A 13,983-nucleotide genomic window follows, 5' to 3' on the forward strand; every position below is an offset into this window, starting at 1 on the left:
CGGTTCAATGGCCGGGCGAGCCGGTCGTCGTCAGCGTCTTGCCGGGGGTCGGCTGCTTCACGCGATCCTCGACGTAGCGGCGCACCGCGCCGGCCGCGACTTCCGCGTCGGCGCCGCCGTACGGCACGGGCGCGACGAGATCCTGCGGCCGCGCGAGCATGATCGCGAGGTTCGTGTAGGTCGCGCAGCCGAACGGCACGCCCGGCCGCCCGAAACCCGCGTCGACGAGATGTGACGGCTGCATCAGCTTCGCGCAGTCGGGCGCCACCGCCTGCACGCCGTCGAAGCCGATCGACCGCGCGTCGGGCAGGCTCAGCGGCGGCGGCGCCGACATGCAGCCCGCCAGCGCCAGCGACAGGAGTGTCAGGACAGCGGTTCGAACTCGCATGGGCGCCTCCGATTCAGTACACGAAGCCCGCGGCGCCGACGAGGCGCGGCGTGTCGCCCGACAGCAGGTCGAGCCCGAGCTCGTGCTGCACCGCGAACTCCAGGTCGCTGCTCGGCCGCGCGACGGTGTCGATCGCCTGCTCCAGCTGGCCGGGCCCGGCCGGCTGCACGATGTACGGCGTCACGATCACGACCACCTCGGTCTTGCTGTCCTGGAAGTTCTTCGACGAAAACAGCCGGCCGATGATCGGCAGCCGGCCGAGCCCCGGGATCTGCGACACGGTGTCGGCCGTCTGGCTCTGCAGCAGCCCGCCGATCGCGAAGCTCTGCCCGCTCGACAGCTCGACCGTCGTCTCGACGCGCCGCACGGTCAGCCCCGGGATCTTGACGCCGCCGGTCGTCACGCTGTTGTTCGGGTCGACCTCGCTCACCTCCGGCCGCACCTTCAGGCTGATCCGGTTGTCGGCGAGCACGGTCGGCGTGAAGTCGAGCGACACGCCGAACGGCTTGAACTCGACCGTGATCGCGCCGGACGACGTGCCCGCCTGCGCGACCGGGATCGGAATCTCGCCGCCCGCGAGGAAGCTCGCGGTTTCGCCGGACATCGCGGTGAGGTTCGGTTCGGCGAGCATCGTGATCAGGCCCTCCTGGTCGAGCGCATCGAGCACGACGTCGATCGACCAGCGCCCCGCGCGAAATCCGCCGAGCACCGAAAACGCGCCCGTCGGCGACAGGTTGAACAGGCCGCTCGTCGGATCGAACAGCGTGCGCCCGTTGAACAGCCCGCCGACGAAATTGCCGGCGCCGCCGAGCGCGCTCCAGTTGATGCCGAGCTGCTGCGTGATGTTGCGGCTCACCTCGGTCACCCGCACGCGCAGGTTCACCTGGATCGGGCGCGACAGCGTGAGCCGGTTGACGATGCTTTCCTTGTCGTGCAGGTACGGCGCGAGCGACTGCATCACGGCGTCCGCGTCGGCCGCGCTCGGCACCTTGCCCGACACCATCAGCGAACCGGGCGCGCCCGACACCGACAGCTTCAACTGCGGAAAGCGGCCGTCGAGCACCGCCTGAAGCGACGCCGTGTCGACCTGCACGATCACCGTCCTGCGCAGGATCGGCCGATGGTTCGCACCGAGCGCGATCAGCGTGGTCGTGCCGGCCTTCTTGCCGAACACGAACACGGTGCGCGGCGACGGTACCTGGATGTCGGCAATCGCCGGATCGGCGACGAACATCGCGATCGCCGGCTCGGGCAGCGACAGCATCTCGCCCTTGCCGGTCGCGATCGACAGCACCGCGCCCGCGTCCGGCGCGCGTGCGCCCTGCGCGAACGCGACGCCGGGCGCGGCGACGCCGGCCAGGCACCAGAGAGCGAACCAACGAATCATGCGCACCATGCGTGTTCCCGTCATCCCGTCACATGCCGGCCGGCGGCCGGCCGCCCCGATCCGTTCACCCGTCATTACGGCGCCGCCACCCGCGGCAGTTGCGCCGTCGCATCCGCCGCGACGTTGCCGCCGCCCGGCAGCGCCGGCAACCCCGGCATGCCGGACGGCAACGGCGGCAGGCCCGGCGTGCCGGTGCCGCCGCCGCGCGACCCGTCGTCGATCGACGAACCGCGATAGATCACGACCGTGTTGTCCTGTCCCGTCGAGCGCGCGCCGCCGGCCTCCGGTCGGGCGGACGGCACGCGCGCAGCCTCGCGGGCCGCACGCGACACGTCGCCCGCCCACACCGGCTGCGTGTCCGGCTCCGGCTCGTCGCCACCCGCCGGTTGCCGCCGGTCGCTGGTCGCGAAGCTGCGCAGCGCGAGCGACAGCGACCCGAGGCGCGTCGCGACCAGCACGACCTGCGCGGTGCGCGGCGCGACCTCGAGCGTGACCGTGCGCGCGCGCGCCGTCGCGTCCGGCGCGCTCGCCGGCGCCTTCGCGCGCTGGAAATCCGAGCCGACAGCGAGCACGCGCGCGCGCCGCACGACCGTCTCCGCTTCGAAGGTGCCGGGCGACGTCGCCGAGCCGCCGATCTGCTGCGTGAGCACCACGTCGACGAAGTCGCCCGGCTGGATCAGCCCCGCGTTACCCGACACGTCGTCGACCGGCACCGAGATCGCGCGCATGCCGGGCTGCAGCGCGGCCGCGAGAAAATCCGGCGCGCCAGCCGGGATCACGTTGTCCGTGCGGATCGCCGTGCCGGCACCGACGCGATTGCGCAGCAGCGCACCCTTCAGATCGGCGCCCGGCTGCGACTCGACGAACGCACCGGGCGGCACCTGCGCGCGCGGCATGCGCTTCCAGCCGAGATCGTTGTCGCGCAGCAGCAGCCCTTCCGGCAGATCGGCGGCCGCGACGCGCACGCGCGCCTGATCCGCGTCGCCGGGTGCCGACGTCGTCGACGCGGCGACGTACAGTTCGCGCAGGATGAACGCACCGATGCCGGCAGCGACGATCAGCACGGCCATTCTCAGAGGTTTGGGCATGGCGGCGTGCGTCCCCCCGGCTAGGTAAGCGAAACCGCGTACGGAGACGGCACCCAGACGGCGAGCGCACCGCCGAATGCGAGCGCGACACCGTACGGCACGCCGCGCACGGCGAGCGCGCGGGCGGGCGCCGCGCGACGCTGCCACGCGATGGCCGCGAGCGCGGCGAGGCCGCACAGGGCGCCCGCCGCGCCGACGATCGTCAACACCGGGAGCGCCAGGGTCGGGCCGGCCCACAGGAATACCGCCGCCGCGAGCTTGACGTCGCCGCCGCCGATCCAGCCCGCGTGATGCAAGCCGCCGAACATCAGCAGCATCGCCGCAGCCGTCGCCACGTGGCTGGCCAGCGGCGCGAGGCTCTCGTGCGCGAGCGCCGCCGCGACGAAATACAGCATCGCGAACGCCAGCACCGCGCGATTGGACAAGCGACGATCGCGCAGGTCCTGCGCCGCGAGCGACGCCAACACGATCGTGGCCACCGACTGCACAAGAATGAGCATGGGAGAGCCGTCCGTCGGCGCACCCCCGGCTGGATACGTTCTACCGATGCGGATCCGTGTGTTCGTCGGCGGCGCGCGGGTTCAGGGGATCAGATCAGGCTCGTCACCTTCGAGATCAGCGCCGTGAACACGCTCGGCAAGCCACCGGAAGTGCTGCTGAGGATCACGCCGACCGCCGCCAGCGCGACCACGACGATGCCGGCCAGCACCGCATATTCGAGCGAGCTGACGCCACGTTCATCACGCAGCAGGGACTTGACGTATTGCAGCATGGCAACCTCCGTGTGACGGGGTCGATGATCGACCGTTGAACGCAAAGACGCTGCATGGGTGCGCCGGCTGCACAGGGCGCTCGCCCATTCGCGACTCTTACGAACGGCCCTGGCATCGGGCTGTTCGCACCCTCGAAGTCCACTCGATCACTACGACGTGCGGCATGCAACGACGGCATCGATCGTTTCATTCGCACGCTTGTTATGCGCCGTGCCGGCACGATGCCGACTGCGCTGATTCGTCTAGGGTATAGACAATTTTTCGGACGATTTCAAATAATTTGGCGTCGGAATGTATTTATGGATAGCGCCCTGAAACAATGAAATTCATACCGGTCATCTATCGAAATTCTTTCTCGTGACATGCCGCATGGTTCAGATGCCGAGACAAACGTTTCGACTATTGCGATGCGTCATTCAGCGCCTGGCTTACAACCCATTTTCATTCTGTTTTCCGGTATGCCGGATCGGGCCGTGAGCGCCGTTTCATGCGGCCAGACCGGCGAAAATGACGAGCCCACATCGCTTTTTTAACCGCCTGATACCCATTTCACCGCCCGGATTCTCCGGTCGATCGGCATGCGAATCCGCGATTTCGCCATTTCATGAATCCCTGAATCGGCGCTTTCCCGATTATCGAATGACGTCAACAAATACGATCGGAATCCTGAACGATTAACCCGCACACGCGAATCCGCTTGCGGTCCTCATAAAACGGCGCACCCGGCCCGGCAACCCGCCGGACGGCGATAAGCATAGTTCAAATCGTTGCTTGTCCCGCGCCGGCAGCGTCCACCAGAATGGCTCGACGCCTCCCGGCCCGACTTCTCTCTCTCGCGACCCGACGTACCATGACCGAACGATTCCCTTCTCCCCTGCGCCTGCTGCGATCGCTGCTGGCGGCCATGCTGATGACGCTGGCGGCCACCGCCGCGCACGCCGACAAGCCCGCCACGATCCGCATCGGCGTCGCCCAGCAAGGCGCCGGCGATCCGCCGACCTTCGGCGGATCGAGCGCCGCCACCGTGCAGTTGCAGCAGCGGGTCGAGAAGGAGTTCGCGGCCGACGGCATCACCGTGCAGTGGCTGTTCTTCAAGGGCGCGGGGCCGGCCGTCAACGAGGCGATCGCCAACAAGGCGCTCGACTTCGCGTATCAGGGCGACCTGCCGGCCGTGCTCGCGCGTTCGAACGGCATCAAGACACACCTGCTGCTCGCCGCGAGCGTGCGCTCGGGCGTCAAGATCGCGGTGCCGCCCGATTCCGCGATCCGCTCGATCAAGGACCTGAAAGACCGCCGCGTATCGATCTTCCGCGGCACGAACCTGCAGCTCGTCGCCGACAACGCACTCGCGACGAACGGCCTCGGCGAACGCGACCTGCGCGTGATCAACCTCGACTCCGCGAGTTCGCTCGCCGCGCTCGCCTCGAAAGGCATCGACGCGTCGGTCGGCGACTACCAGCTGTACAAGCTGCGCGACGCGGGGCTCGCGAAGATCATCTATGAATCGCAGAACGACGGCCCGCAGTACACGCGCCAGACTCACCTGCTCGTGCTCGACGACTTCGAGCGCGCGCATCCGGACATCGTGCAGCGCGTCGTCACCGCGTTCGTGAAGGGCGCGCAATGGTCGTCCGACGAAGCGAACCGCGATGCGCTGTTCAAGCTGTGGGCGAAGAGCGGCGTGCCGTATTCGTCGTGGCAGGCCGATTATGCGAACCAGCGCCTGAAGGATCGCCTGTCGCCGCTGATCGATCCGTTCCTCGTCGCGCGCTACAAGGCCGTCGCGCAGGATGCGCTGAAGCTGAAGCTGATCCGCCAGCCGGTCGACGTCGACGGCTGGTTCGAGCCGAAGTATCTCGACAACGCGCTGCGCACGCTGAAGCTCGAAACCTACTGGCAACGTTACGACGCGGCCGGCAAGCCCCTTTCCTGACCTGGACCTGCCCCGATGAGCGACACCGCGATCCCGATTCCGTCGTCCGAGCTGAATGCGCTCGCCGCGCAGCCGCGCCGCACGGCGGGGCTGAAGCGGCTGTCGTGGCGGCTCGCGCCGTGGGTGCTGCCCGCGCTGTTGTTCGCGCTGTGGACGGTCGGCAGCGCGCGCGGCTGGATCGCGCCACAGATCCTGCCGCCGCCCGAGCGCGTGTATGAAGCGCTCGCCGACCTCGCGACGAGCGGCGATCTCGCGCGCCACACGCTGATCAGCCTGCAGCGCGTGCTGGTCGGCTTCGCGGCCGGCACGCTGCTCGGTTTCGCGACCGGCGTCGCGCTCGGCCTGTCGCGCACGCTGGAGGCGTACGTGCTGCCGAGCTTCAACGCGCTCGTGCAGATTCCGGTGCTCGGCTGGTTGCCGTTCCTGCTGCTGCTCGTCGGTGTCGGCGAACCGCTCAAATACCTGCTGATCGCGCATGCGGCGCTCGTCCCCGTCACGCTGAGCACGTTGCAAGGGTTTCGCCAGACACCGCCCGCGCTCGACGAAGTCGCGCGCGTGTTCGGCTACACGCGCCGGCAACGCATCGTCCACGTCGTGCTGCCGGCCGCGATTCCGACGCTCGCGACCGGCGTGCGGCTCGCGTTCACGAAGTCGTGGCTCGCGCTCGTCGTCGTCGAACTCGTCGCGTCGTCCGAAGGGCTCGGTTACCTGATCGTGTACGGGCGGCAACTGTTCCAGCTCGATCTCGTGATGGCGGCGGTAATCGTGGTCGGCGCGGTCGGCCTGCTGATCAACCGGCTGTTCGATGCGCTCGAAGCGCGCCTGCGCCGCGGCGTGCCGTCCGCGTTCCGCGGCTGAACCGGCCTGCCGGCCCAACCGAAGGAGACCACCCGTGCCGCATTCCGCCACGCCGACGCTCACGCCGGACGATCCGCCGCCGGCCGCCGCATCTCCCCGCCGTCTGCACGCGCCCGACTGGCGCGGCTTCGTGCTGCCGCTCGCCGCGTTCGCGCTGTGGTGGGCGATCGCTTCCGCGCATCTCGTGAAAAGCGGGCTGCTCGTCGGCCCGGCCGACGTGCTGCGCACCGCGTGGGTGCAGGCCGCGAGCGGCGCGCTCGGCCGCGCGCTGTCCGCGTCGCTCGCACGCGAAGCCTGCGGTTTCGCGATCGGTGCGGCGGGCGGACTACTGCTCGGCGCGGCGCTCGGGCTGTCGCGCGTCGCCGCGCGGATGGTCGGCCCGAGCTTCGACACGTTCAAGCAGATCTCGCTGTTCGCTTGGATTCCGCTGATTTCCGTGTGGTTCGGCCTCGGCGACGTCGCCAAGGTCGTGTTCCTGTCGCTCGCCGCGCTGCTGCCCGTTGCCGCGCATACCTGCGACGGCATTCACGCGGTGCCGCGCGCGTATGTCGACGTCGCCCGCGCGCTGCGCTACTCGCGGCTGCAGCTCGTCCGCTACGTGATCCTGCCGGCCGCGCTGCCGTCGATCTTCACCGGGCTGTATCTCGGCCTGATCTATTCGTGGCTCGCGACGCTCGGCGCCGAATACCTGCTGGTCGCCGGCAGCGGCATCGGCAACACGCTGATCGACGGCAGCGAGCAGTTCCGGATGGATCTCGTGCTGTTCGGGATCATCGTCGTCGGCGTGACCGGCTGGGCACTGAACGCGATCGCGCGCGCGATCGAGCGCAAGGTGCTGGCCCGGCGCGGCGACCTGTCGCGATGATCGCCCTTTCCTTCCCTGCCGCAACCTTCTTCGCCCCGCCATGACGACCCTCGCCTCCGATTCGATCGACATCCTCCACGTGAGCAAGCGCTACGCACAACGCGGCGCGTCGCTCGCCGTGCTCGACGACGTGTCGCTGCACGTGCGTGCCGGCGAATTCGTCACGATCGTCGGCGCGAGCGGCTGCGGCAAGTCGACGCTGCTGCGGCTGATCGCCGGGCTCGATACCGATTACGCGGGCGAGATCCACGCCGGCGACGAACGCGTGCGCGACACGTCGCTGCAACGCGGGATCGTGTTCCAGGATCACCGGCTGTTCCCCTGGCTGACCGTCGAACAGAACATCGGCGCCGCGCTGCGCAACGCGCCGCTCGACGCGACGGCGAAGCGACGCGCGGTCGCGGATCACATCGCGCTCGTCGGGCTGAACGGCTTCGAGCACGCGTATCCGAACCAGTTGTCGGGCGGGATGGCGCAGCGCGTCGCGATTGCGCGCGGCCTCGTGAACCGCCCGCGCGTGCTGCTGCTCGACGAGCCGTTCGGCGCGCTCGACGCGCAGACCCGCGCGCGGATGCAGAACGAACTGCTGCGCATCTGGGAACAGGAGCGCATCACGATGATGCTCGTCACGCACGATGTCGACGAAGCCGTTTATCTCGGTGACCGTGTCGTGACGATGGCACCGCGCCCGGGCCGCATCGAGCGCATCGTCGACATCGCACTGCCGCGGCCGCGCCGGCGCGATTCGCCGGAATTCGCGCGGCTGCGCGACACGGTGCTCGCCGATTTCGATGAACGCGACCCACCGGGCAACGATGGCGCGGGCGGCAAACGCATCGGTATGACGCCCCGTCACCGGATCGGCGAATGGCGGCTCGCGTGGTAAGTGCATGACTCATGCGTATTGCTCAGCAAAACGACACATATCGATCATCGAAACTTGCACGCTAAGGTTGTGACGATTCATCGGTTCCGGTTCCGCGCGGTCCCTGCTTGAATGGAGATTCGATCGACCCGACTCCAGGAGACTCCCGATGTCCGAAGTCCAGCACGCCGCTCACCCGTCTTCCCATGCTTCGCACGCCGCGCCGCGCACGGCCGCCGCCCCGCTCCAGTTGCGTCAGGTCGCCGGCCGGATCGGCGCGGAGATCGCCGGCGTCCGGCTGTCGGCCACGCTCGACGACACGACGTTCGACGCGGTCCAGGCCGCACTGCTGCGCCACAAGGTGCTGTTCTTCCGTGGCCAGCATCATCTCGACGACGCCGCGCAGGAAGCGTTCGCGCGCCGCTTCGGCGATATCGTCGCGCACCCGACCGTGCCGCCCGTCGACGGTAGCGCGCACCTGCTCGAACTCGATTCCACGCACGGCGCGCGCGCCAATTCATGGCATACCGACGTGACCTTCGTCGATGCATACCCGAAGATCTCGATCCTGCGCGCGGTCGTGATTCCGCCGTTCGGCGGCGATACCGTGTGGGCCAACACGGCCGCCGCGTACGCTCATCTTCCCGACCCGCTGCGCGCACTGGCCGACACGCTGTGGGCGCTGCACACGAACGCGTACGACTACGCGTCGACGCACGTGCATGCCGACGATGCGCAACTGAAGCGTTACCGCGAGGTGTTCACGTCGACCGTCTACGAAACCGAGCATCCGGTCGTGCGCGTCCATCCGGAAACCGGCGAACGCACGCTCGTGCTCGGGCACTTCGTGCAGCGGCTCAAGGGGCTGTCCGCGCAGGATTCCGCGCACCTGCTGCAGGTGTTCCACGAGCACGTGACGCGTCTCGAGAACACCGTGCGCTGGAACTGGCAGGAAGGCGACGTCGCGATCTGGGACAACCGCGCGACGCAACACTACGCGATCAACGACTACGGCGATGCGCGCCGCGTCGTGCGCCGCGCGACCGTTCACGGCGACGTGCCGGTCGGCATCGACGGCCGCCAGAGCGTCGTGCTGAAAGGGCCGGGCGCGACACTGCAGTAACGCCCGAGCCTTGCGGCGGCACGATTCCCTGCGTGCCGCCGCGCGTTCCACCCGATTCGCCACCCCGGGACACCCGATCATGAACCTGTCGCCACCGAGCCAACGTGTGCACCCGCAACGATGTCGGCCATCCGCCCCGTTCACTTCCGCCAGGAGCGTCGCATGAGCGCCCTACTCGAACCCGCCGCCCAGCCGGTCGACGTGATCCCGCTGTCCGCCCACATCGGCGCGGAAATACGCGGCGTCGACCTCACGCAACCGTTGACCACGCCGCAGATCGCGGCAATCCGCGCCGCGCTGCTGAAATGGCGCGTCATCTTCTTCCGCGAGCAATTCCTCACGCACGAGCAGCATGTCGCGTTCTCCGCGCAGTTCGGCGAGCCGACGGTCGGCCACCCGGTGTTCGGACACGTCGACGGTCATCCTGCCGTCTATTCGATCGCGAAACATCGCAAGGCGACGCGCTTCGAAGGCGAACCGGTGCGCCGGCCGTGGACGGGCTGGCACACCGACGTGACGGCCGCCGTGAATCCGCCGTGGGCATCGATCCTGCGCGGCGTGACGATCCCGCCGTACGGCGGCGACACGCACTGGACCAACCTCGTGCGTGCGTATGAAACGCTGTCCGCGCCGCTGCGCGGTTTCGTCGACGGCTTGCGCGGCCTGCACCGCTTCACGCCGCCGGCCGGTGCGCGCGCAACCGGCGCGTTCGACGAAGCGGTCGAGCGCCGCCCGCTCGTGACCGAGCATCCGCTCGTACGCGTGCATCCGGAGACCGGCGAGCGCGCGCTGTACGTGAGCCCGAGCTTCCTGAAATCGATCGTCGGGCTCACGCCGCGCGAAAGCCAGGCGCTGCTCGAACTGCTGTGGGAACACGTGACGCGGCCGGAATTCACGATCCGCTTCAAGTGGGAACCGCGCAGCATCGCGTTCTGGGACAACCGCGCGACCGCGCATCTCGCGCCAGTCGACATCTTCGATCTCGACTTCGACCGCCAGCTCTATCGCACGACCCTCACCGGCGATGTGCCGGTCGGCCCCGACGGGCAGCCGTCAGTCGCGCTCGAAGGCTCGCCGGTCGAAACGGCGGCGGCCGTCGCGCTCAACTGAGCGCAACCGGCACCGGCGCGCGCGAGCGCGCCGGCCCTTCCGTCAATCGAGCCACACGCCGTCGAACCGGTGCCCGCCGAGCGGCGAGAACGTCAGCCCGTGTACGCGCCGAGACACCGGCAACGACACGATCGACGTCGCGATCGGCGTGAACGGCACCTGATCCTTGAACACGACCTGCGCCTGTTCGTACAGCGCCGTGCGCTTCGCGACATCGCCGTTCGCGCGCGCCGCGCTCACCAGCTTTTCGAAATCCTGGTTGCACCACTTCGCGAGGTTGCTGCCGTGCACCGCGTCGCAACCGAGCAGCGTGCCGAGCCAGTTGTCGGGGTCGCCGTTATCGCCCGACCAGCCGTACAGGATCGCGTCGTGTTGCCCGTCGTGCTTCGCGCGGCGGTTGTACTCGCCCCATTCGTAGCTGACGATCTTCGCGCGCACGCCGATCTTCGCCCAGTCCTGCTGGATCAGTTGCGCCATCAGCTGCGCATTCGGGTTGTACGGCCGCTGCACCGGCATCGCCCACAGCGTCAGGTCGAAGCCGTTCGGGAAGCCGGCCTGCGCGAGCAGCGCCTTCGCGGCGGCCGGATCGCGCGGCGCATCCTTCAGGCGCGGGTTGTACGACCATTGCGTGGGCGGCATCGGGTTCGTCGCGATCTTCGCGTCGCCGTTGAAGACGGTCTTCACGATCGCCGTCTTGTCGATCGCGATGTCGAGCGCGCGCCGCACGTCGACGCGATCGAGCGGCGCGTGCTGCGTGTTGTACGCGACGAAACCGACGTTGAAGCCCATCCCCGAAAACAGCGTCAGCTTCGGGTCGCGCCGCACCGTGTCGAGATCGGCCGGCCGCGGAAACACCGACACCTGGCACTCGCCCGCCACCAGCTTCTGCAGGCGCGCGGCCGGATCGGGCGTGATCGCGAACACGAGGCGCGCGAGCTTCACGTCGTCCGGCTTCCAGTAGTCGGGATTCGCGTCGTAGCGGATCAGCGCATCCTTCTGGTACGTGCGCAGCAGGAACGGCCCCGTGCCGACCGGGAACTGGTTGATGTCGGCCTCGCGATGGCGCGCCGCGAGCTGCGCCGCATATTCGGCCGACAGGACCGACGCGAACGCCATCGCGAGATTGCGCACGAACACGACGTCGGGCGACTTCAGCACGAAGCGCACCGTGTAGTCGTCGATCTTCTCGATACGCTCGACGTTGCGGTCGAAACCGAGATCGCTGAAGTACGGGAAGCTGACCGGGTAGGCCTTGCGGAACGGATCGTCCGGATCGAGCATCCGGCGGAACGTGAACACGACGTCATCGGCCTGGAACGGCCGCGTCGGCTTGAACCACGCGGTCGTCTGGAACTTCACGCCGCGCCGCAAATGGAACGTGATCGTGCGCTGGTCGGGCGATACGTCCCAGCTCGTCGCGAGCGACGGTTCGAGATCGAGCGTGCCGCGCTTGAACTGCACGAGCCCGTTGTAGATCGTGTACGTGCTCGCGTCGAAATCGGTGCTCGTCGTGTGCTGGCCCGGATCGAAGCCGGCCGGGCTGCCTTCGGTGCAGTACACGAGCGTCTTGCCGGTCGGCGCGGCGAGCGCCTGCGTGGCCGCGCCGGCGAGCAACAGCGACGCGGCGATGCAGCGCAGCGCGACAACGGCATGAGGTGCGCCACGCGCACGACGCGCGGCTGACGAAACGAAAGCGTTCTTCATGGTGGCGGAGAGAAAGGACGATGGCTGTCATGCGAATGACGACGGCCGATCTTCGCGCGCCGCCCGCCGATCGCTTACCAATAAATTCGGCGTTGCTTATCGCCGGGGATGCATCCCGCTGCCCGTGCATGAAAATGTCCACGCGAGCGCCGGGGGATTGCCCGACAGCCCTGTCGCGCGCGGCCGGTCGCCGTCAATCCGGCCCCCTGCAGACTCTCCGGAATTGGCGCATCGTATCGGCTGGCAAACGCCGGCACGGGCGCGCCGGGATCCGCCCGGCGCCGTCGCGCCGCCGATTCCTGGAGGACACACGATGTCGATCAGTTCCGATACGCCCGCTCGTCCCGTGAAATCGCCGGGCCCCGATCATCCGATCACGATCGAACCGCATCCGTCGCGCCTGGTGGTCAAGGTGGCCGGCAAGGTCGTCGTCGATACGCGCCGCGCGCTGGCGTTGCGCGAAGCCAGCTACCCGGCCGTGCTCTATCTCCCGCGTGAAGACGCCGACATGTCGCTGCTGCAGCGCACGGACCATTCGACCTACTGCCCGTACAAGGGCGACTGCGCGTATTACTCGATCCCGGCCGGCGGCGAACGCGCGACCAACGCCGTGTGGACGTACGAGCATCCGTATCCGGCCGTCGAAGCGATTCGCGGGCACCTCGCGTTCTATCCGGACCGCGTCGACTCGATCGAGGAAAGCGCCACCGGCACCGATTGAGCGCCGCTGATTTGCATATGCGCATTCATTGGTTGGCCGCCGGCGCGCGCGGCCGTATCGTCCTGAATCCGGCGCGGGCCGACCCGTTGCGTGCCTCGCCCGCATCCGGCCAAGTCCTGCGTCGGCCGCGCCTTCGCGCGCGGCCCGTGAACCCGCACGCAGGACGCTCCGATGAACGACATACCGCACGCAGACGTTGAAACGACACCGGCAAACCCGCGCCGCCGCCAGTGGCTGCACGGCGCGGCCGCCGGGCTGGCCGGGCTCGCGCTCGGGCCGCTCGCGGCCCGGCCCGCGCTGGCCGACGGCAACGGCACGCGGCTGCGCGTCGGCTTCCAGAAATACGGCAACTTCGTCGTGCTCAAGGCGCGCGGCACGCTCGAGAAGCGTCTCGCGAGCCAGGGTGTCGCGGTGCAATGGCTCGAATTCCCGGCCGGCCCGCAACTGCTCGAAGGGCTGAACGCCGGCGCGATCGACGTCGGTACGGTCGGCGAAACGCCGCCGATCTTCGCGCAAGCCGGCGGCGTCGATTTCGTCTATATCGGCAACGAGCCGCCCGCACCGCAGGGCGAGGCGATCGTCGTGCTGCCCGATTCGCCGATCCGCAACGTCGCGCAACTGCGCGGCAAGAAGGTCGCGTTCAACAAGGGTTCGAACGTTCACTACCTGCTCGTGAAGGCGCTCGAACATGCGGGCCTCACGTATGCCGACATCCAGCCGATCTACCTGACGCCCGCCGACGCGCGCGCCGCGTTCGTGCAGCGCAACGTCGATGCGTGGGTGATCTGGGATCCGTATCTGGCGGCCGCCGAGCGGCAACTCGGCGCGCGCGTGATCGCGAACGGCGACGGGCTCGTGCGCAACACGCAGTACTACCTTGCCGCGCGCAAGTACGCGGCGGCGCAGCCGCAAGTGCTGCGCGCGCTGCTCGACGAAGTCGACGCGACCGATCGCTGGGCACGCGACCACGTTCCCGAGGTTGCCACGCAACTGTCGCCGCTCGTCGGCCTCGACGCGCCGACGCTCGAAATCGCACTCAAGCGCGCCGGCTACGGCGTGCAGCCCATTACCGATGCGACGGTCGCGTATCAGCAGAACATCGCCGACGCGTTCAGCGCGCTGAAGCTGATTCCGGGCAAGCTGACGGTTGCCAGCGCGCGCTGACGCG

At 68.6% G+C, this 13,983-nt stretch carries 14 protein-coding genes; 8 read left to right on the top strand and 6 right to left on the bottom strand.

Annotated elements, in window-relative coordinates; all coding sequences use genetic code 11:
• Positions 1-4 precede the first annotated feature (4 nt).
• From H3H55_RS26730 to H3H55_RS26750, 5 genes are all read right to left on the bottom strand, one after another.
• Positions 5-388 carry a CpaD family pilus assembly lipoprotein gene (locus H3H55_RS26730; RefSeq protein WP_193100899.1) on the bottom strand — a complete coding sequence of 128 codons (384 nt, stop codon included), beginning with the start codon at positions 386-388 and terminating at the stop codon, positions 5-7.
• A gap of 13 nt (positions 389-401) precedes the next feature.
• Positions 402-1,784: a type II and III secretion system protein family protein gene (locus H3H55_RS26735; RefSeq protein ID WP_193100900.1), complete on the bottom strand. Its 1,383-nt coding sequence runs from the start codon at positions 1,782-1,784 to the stop codon at positions 402-404.
• A 65-nt stretch (positions 1,785-1,849) separates the two neighbouring features.
• Positions 1,850-2,863, bottom strand: coding sequence for a Flp pilus assembly protein CpaB (gene cpaB / locus H3H55_RS26740; protein WP_193100901.1), 1,014 nt, complete (start codon positions 2,861-2,863; stop codon positions 1,850-1,852).
• 20 nt (positions 2,864-2,883) lie between these two features.
• Positions 2,884-3,363 carry a prepilin peptidase gene (locus H3H55_RS26745; protein WP_193100902.1) on the bottom strand — a complete coding sequence of 160 codons (480 nt, stop codon included), beginning with the start codon at positions 3,361-3,363 and terminating at the stop codon, positions 2,884-2,886.
• Positions 3,364-3,452: 89 nt separating this feature from the next.
• Positions 3,453-3,635: a Flp family type IVb pilin gene (locus H3H55_RS26750; protein ID WP_048250404.1), complete on the bottom strand. Its 183-nt coding sequence runs from the start codon at positions 3,633-3,635 to the stop codon at positions 3,453-3,455.
• A gap of 851 nt (positions 3,636-4,486) precedes the next feature.
• Between H3H55_RS26750 and H3H55_RS26755 the strand changes: the two genes are divergently transcribed.
• From H3H55_RS26755 to H3H55_RS26780, 6 genes are all read left to right on the top strand, one after another.
• A complete protein-coding gene (locus H3H55_RS26755) occupies positions 4,487-5,569 on the top strand; it encodes an ABC transporter substrate-binding protein (protein WP_193100903.1) in 1,083 nt (360 codons plus the stop codon).
• A 15-nt stretch (positions 5,570-5,584) separates the two neighbouring features.
• Positions 5,585-6,427: an ABC transporter permease gene (locus H3H55_RS26760; RefSeq protein WP_193100904.1), complete on the top strand. Its 843-nt coding sequence runs from the start codon at positions 5,585-5,587 to the stop codon at positions 6,425-6,427.
• A 34-nt stretch (positions 6,428-6,461) separates the two neighbouring features.
• Positions 6,462-7,292: an ABC transporter permease gene (locus H3H55_RS26765; RefSeq protein ID WP_193100905.1), complete on the top strand. Its 831-nt coding sequence runs from the start codon at positions 6,462-6,464 to the stop codon at positions 7,290-7,292.
• Between the two features lie 40 nt (positions 7,293-7,332).
• The gene (locus H3H55_RS26770) at positions 7,333-8,178 is read left to right on the top strand and encodes an ABC transporter ATP-binding protein (RefSeq protein ID WP_193100906.1); all 846 of its coding nucleotides are present in this window, start codon (positions 7,333-7,335) and stop codon (positions 8,176-8,178) included.
• 148 nt (positions 8,179-8,326) lie between these two features.
• The gene (locus H3H55_RS26775; RefSeq protein ID WP_193100907.1) at positions 8,327-9,280 is read left to right on the top strand and encodes a TauD/TfdA dioxygenase family protein; all 954 of its coding nucleotides are present in this window, start codon (positions 8,327-8,329) and stop codon (positions 9,278-9,280) included.
• Positions 9,281-9,442: 162 nt separating this feature from the next.
• The gene (locus H3H55_RS26780) at positions 9,443-10,390 is read left to right on the top strand and encodes a TauD/TfdA dioxygenase family protein (protein ID WP_193100908.1); all 948 of its coding nucleotides are present in this window, start codon (positions 9,443-9,445) and stop codon (positions 10,388-10,390) included.
• Between the two features lie 42 nt (positions 10,391-10,432).
• On the opposite strand, the gene H3H55_RS26785 is transcribed toward H3H55_RS26780, so the two are convergent.
• Entirely contained in the window at positions 10,433-12,094 is a 1,662-nt protein-coding gene (locus H3H55_RS26785; protein WP_193100909.1) for an ABC transporter substrate-binding protein, read from the bottom strand.
• A 313-nt stretch (positions 12,095-12,407) separates the two neighbouring features.
• Between H3H55_RS26785 and H3H55_RS26790 the strand changes: the two genes are divergently transcribed.
• On the top strand, positions 12,408-12,815 hold the full coding sequence (locus H3H55_RS26790; RefSeq protein WP_193100910.1) for a DUF427 domain-containing protein: 408 nt from the start codon (positions 12,408-12,410) through the stop codon (positions 12,813-12,815).
• 171 nt (positions 12,816-12,986) lie between these two features.
• Complete coding sequence (locus tag H3H55_RS26795; RefSeq protein WP_193100911.1) at positions 12,987-13,979, top strand: sulfonate ABC transporter substrate-binding protein; 993 nt, start codon at positions 12,987-12,989, stop codon at positions 13,977-13,979.
• Positions 13,980-13,983: the final 4 nt, after the last annotated feature.

This window comes from Burkholderia sp. Z1, assembly GCF_014893795.1.
In the GTDB taxonomy this organism is placed as follows: domain Bacteria; phylum Pseudomonadota; class Gammaproteobacteria; order Burkholderiales; family Burkholderiaceae; genus Burkholderia; species Burkholderia theae.

Coding starts and splice junctions, on each gene's coding strand:
- H3H55_RS26730 (WP_193100899.1), bottom strand. CDS start 388: ATGCGAGTTCGAACCGCTGTCCTGACACTCCTGTCGCTGGCGCTGGCG.
- H3H55_RS26735 (WP_193100900.1), bottom strand. CDS start 1,784: ATGGTGCGCATGATTCGTTGGTTCGCTCTCTGGTGCCTGGCCGGCGTC.
- cpaB (WP_193100901.1), bottom strand. CDS start 2,863: ATGCCCAAACCTCTGAGAATGGCCGTGCTGATCGTCGCTGCCGGCATC.
- H3H55_RS26745 (WP_193100902.1), bottom strand. CDS start 3,363: ATGCTCATTCTTGTGCAGTCGGTGGCCACGATCGTGTTGGCGTCGCTC.
- H3H55_RS26750 (WP_048250404.1), bottom strand. CDS start 3,635: ATGCTGCAATACGTCAAGTCCCTGCTGCGTGATGAACGTGGCGTCAGC.
- H3H55_RS26755 (WP_193100903.1), top strand. CDS start 4,487: ATGACCGAACGATTCCCTTCTCCCCTGCGCCTGCTGCGATCGCTGCTG.
- H3H55_RS26760 (WP_193100904.1), top strand. CDS start 5,585: ATGAGCGACACCGCGATCCCGATTCCGTCGTCCGAGCTGAATGCGCTC.
- H3H55_RS26770 (WP_193100906.1), top strand. CDS start 7,333: ATGACGACCCTCGCCTCCGATTCGATCGACATCCTCCACGTGAGCAAG.
- H3H55_RS26775 (WP_193100907.1), top strand. CDS start 8,327: ATGTCCGAAGTCCAGCACGCCGCTCACCCGTCTTCCCATGCTTCGCAC.
- H3H55_RS26780 (WP_193100908.1), top strand. CDS start 9,443: ATGAGCGCCCTACTCGAACCCGCCGCCCAGCCGGTCGACGTGATCCCG.
- H3H55_RS26785 (WP_193100909.1), bottom strand. CDS start 12,094: ATGAAGAACGCTTTCGTTTCGTCAGCCGCGCGTCGTGCGCGTGGCGCA.
- H3H55_RS26790 (WP_193100910.1), top strand. CDS start 12,408: ATGTCGATCAGTTCCGATACGCCCGCTCGTCCCGTGAAATCGCCGGGC.
- H3H55_RS26795 (WP_193100911.1), top strand. CDS start 12,987: ATGAACGACATACCGCACGCAGACGTTGAAACGACACCGGCAAACCCG.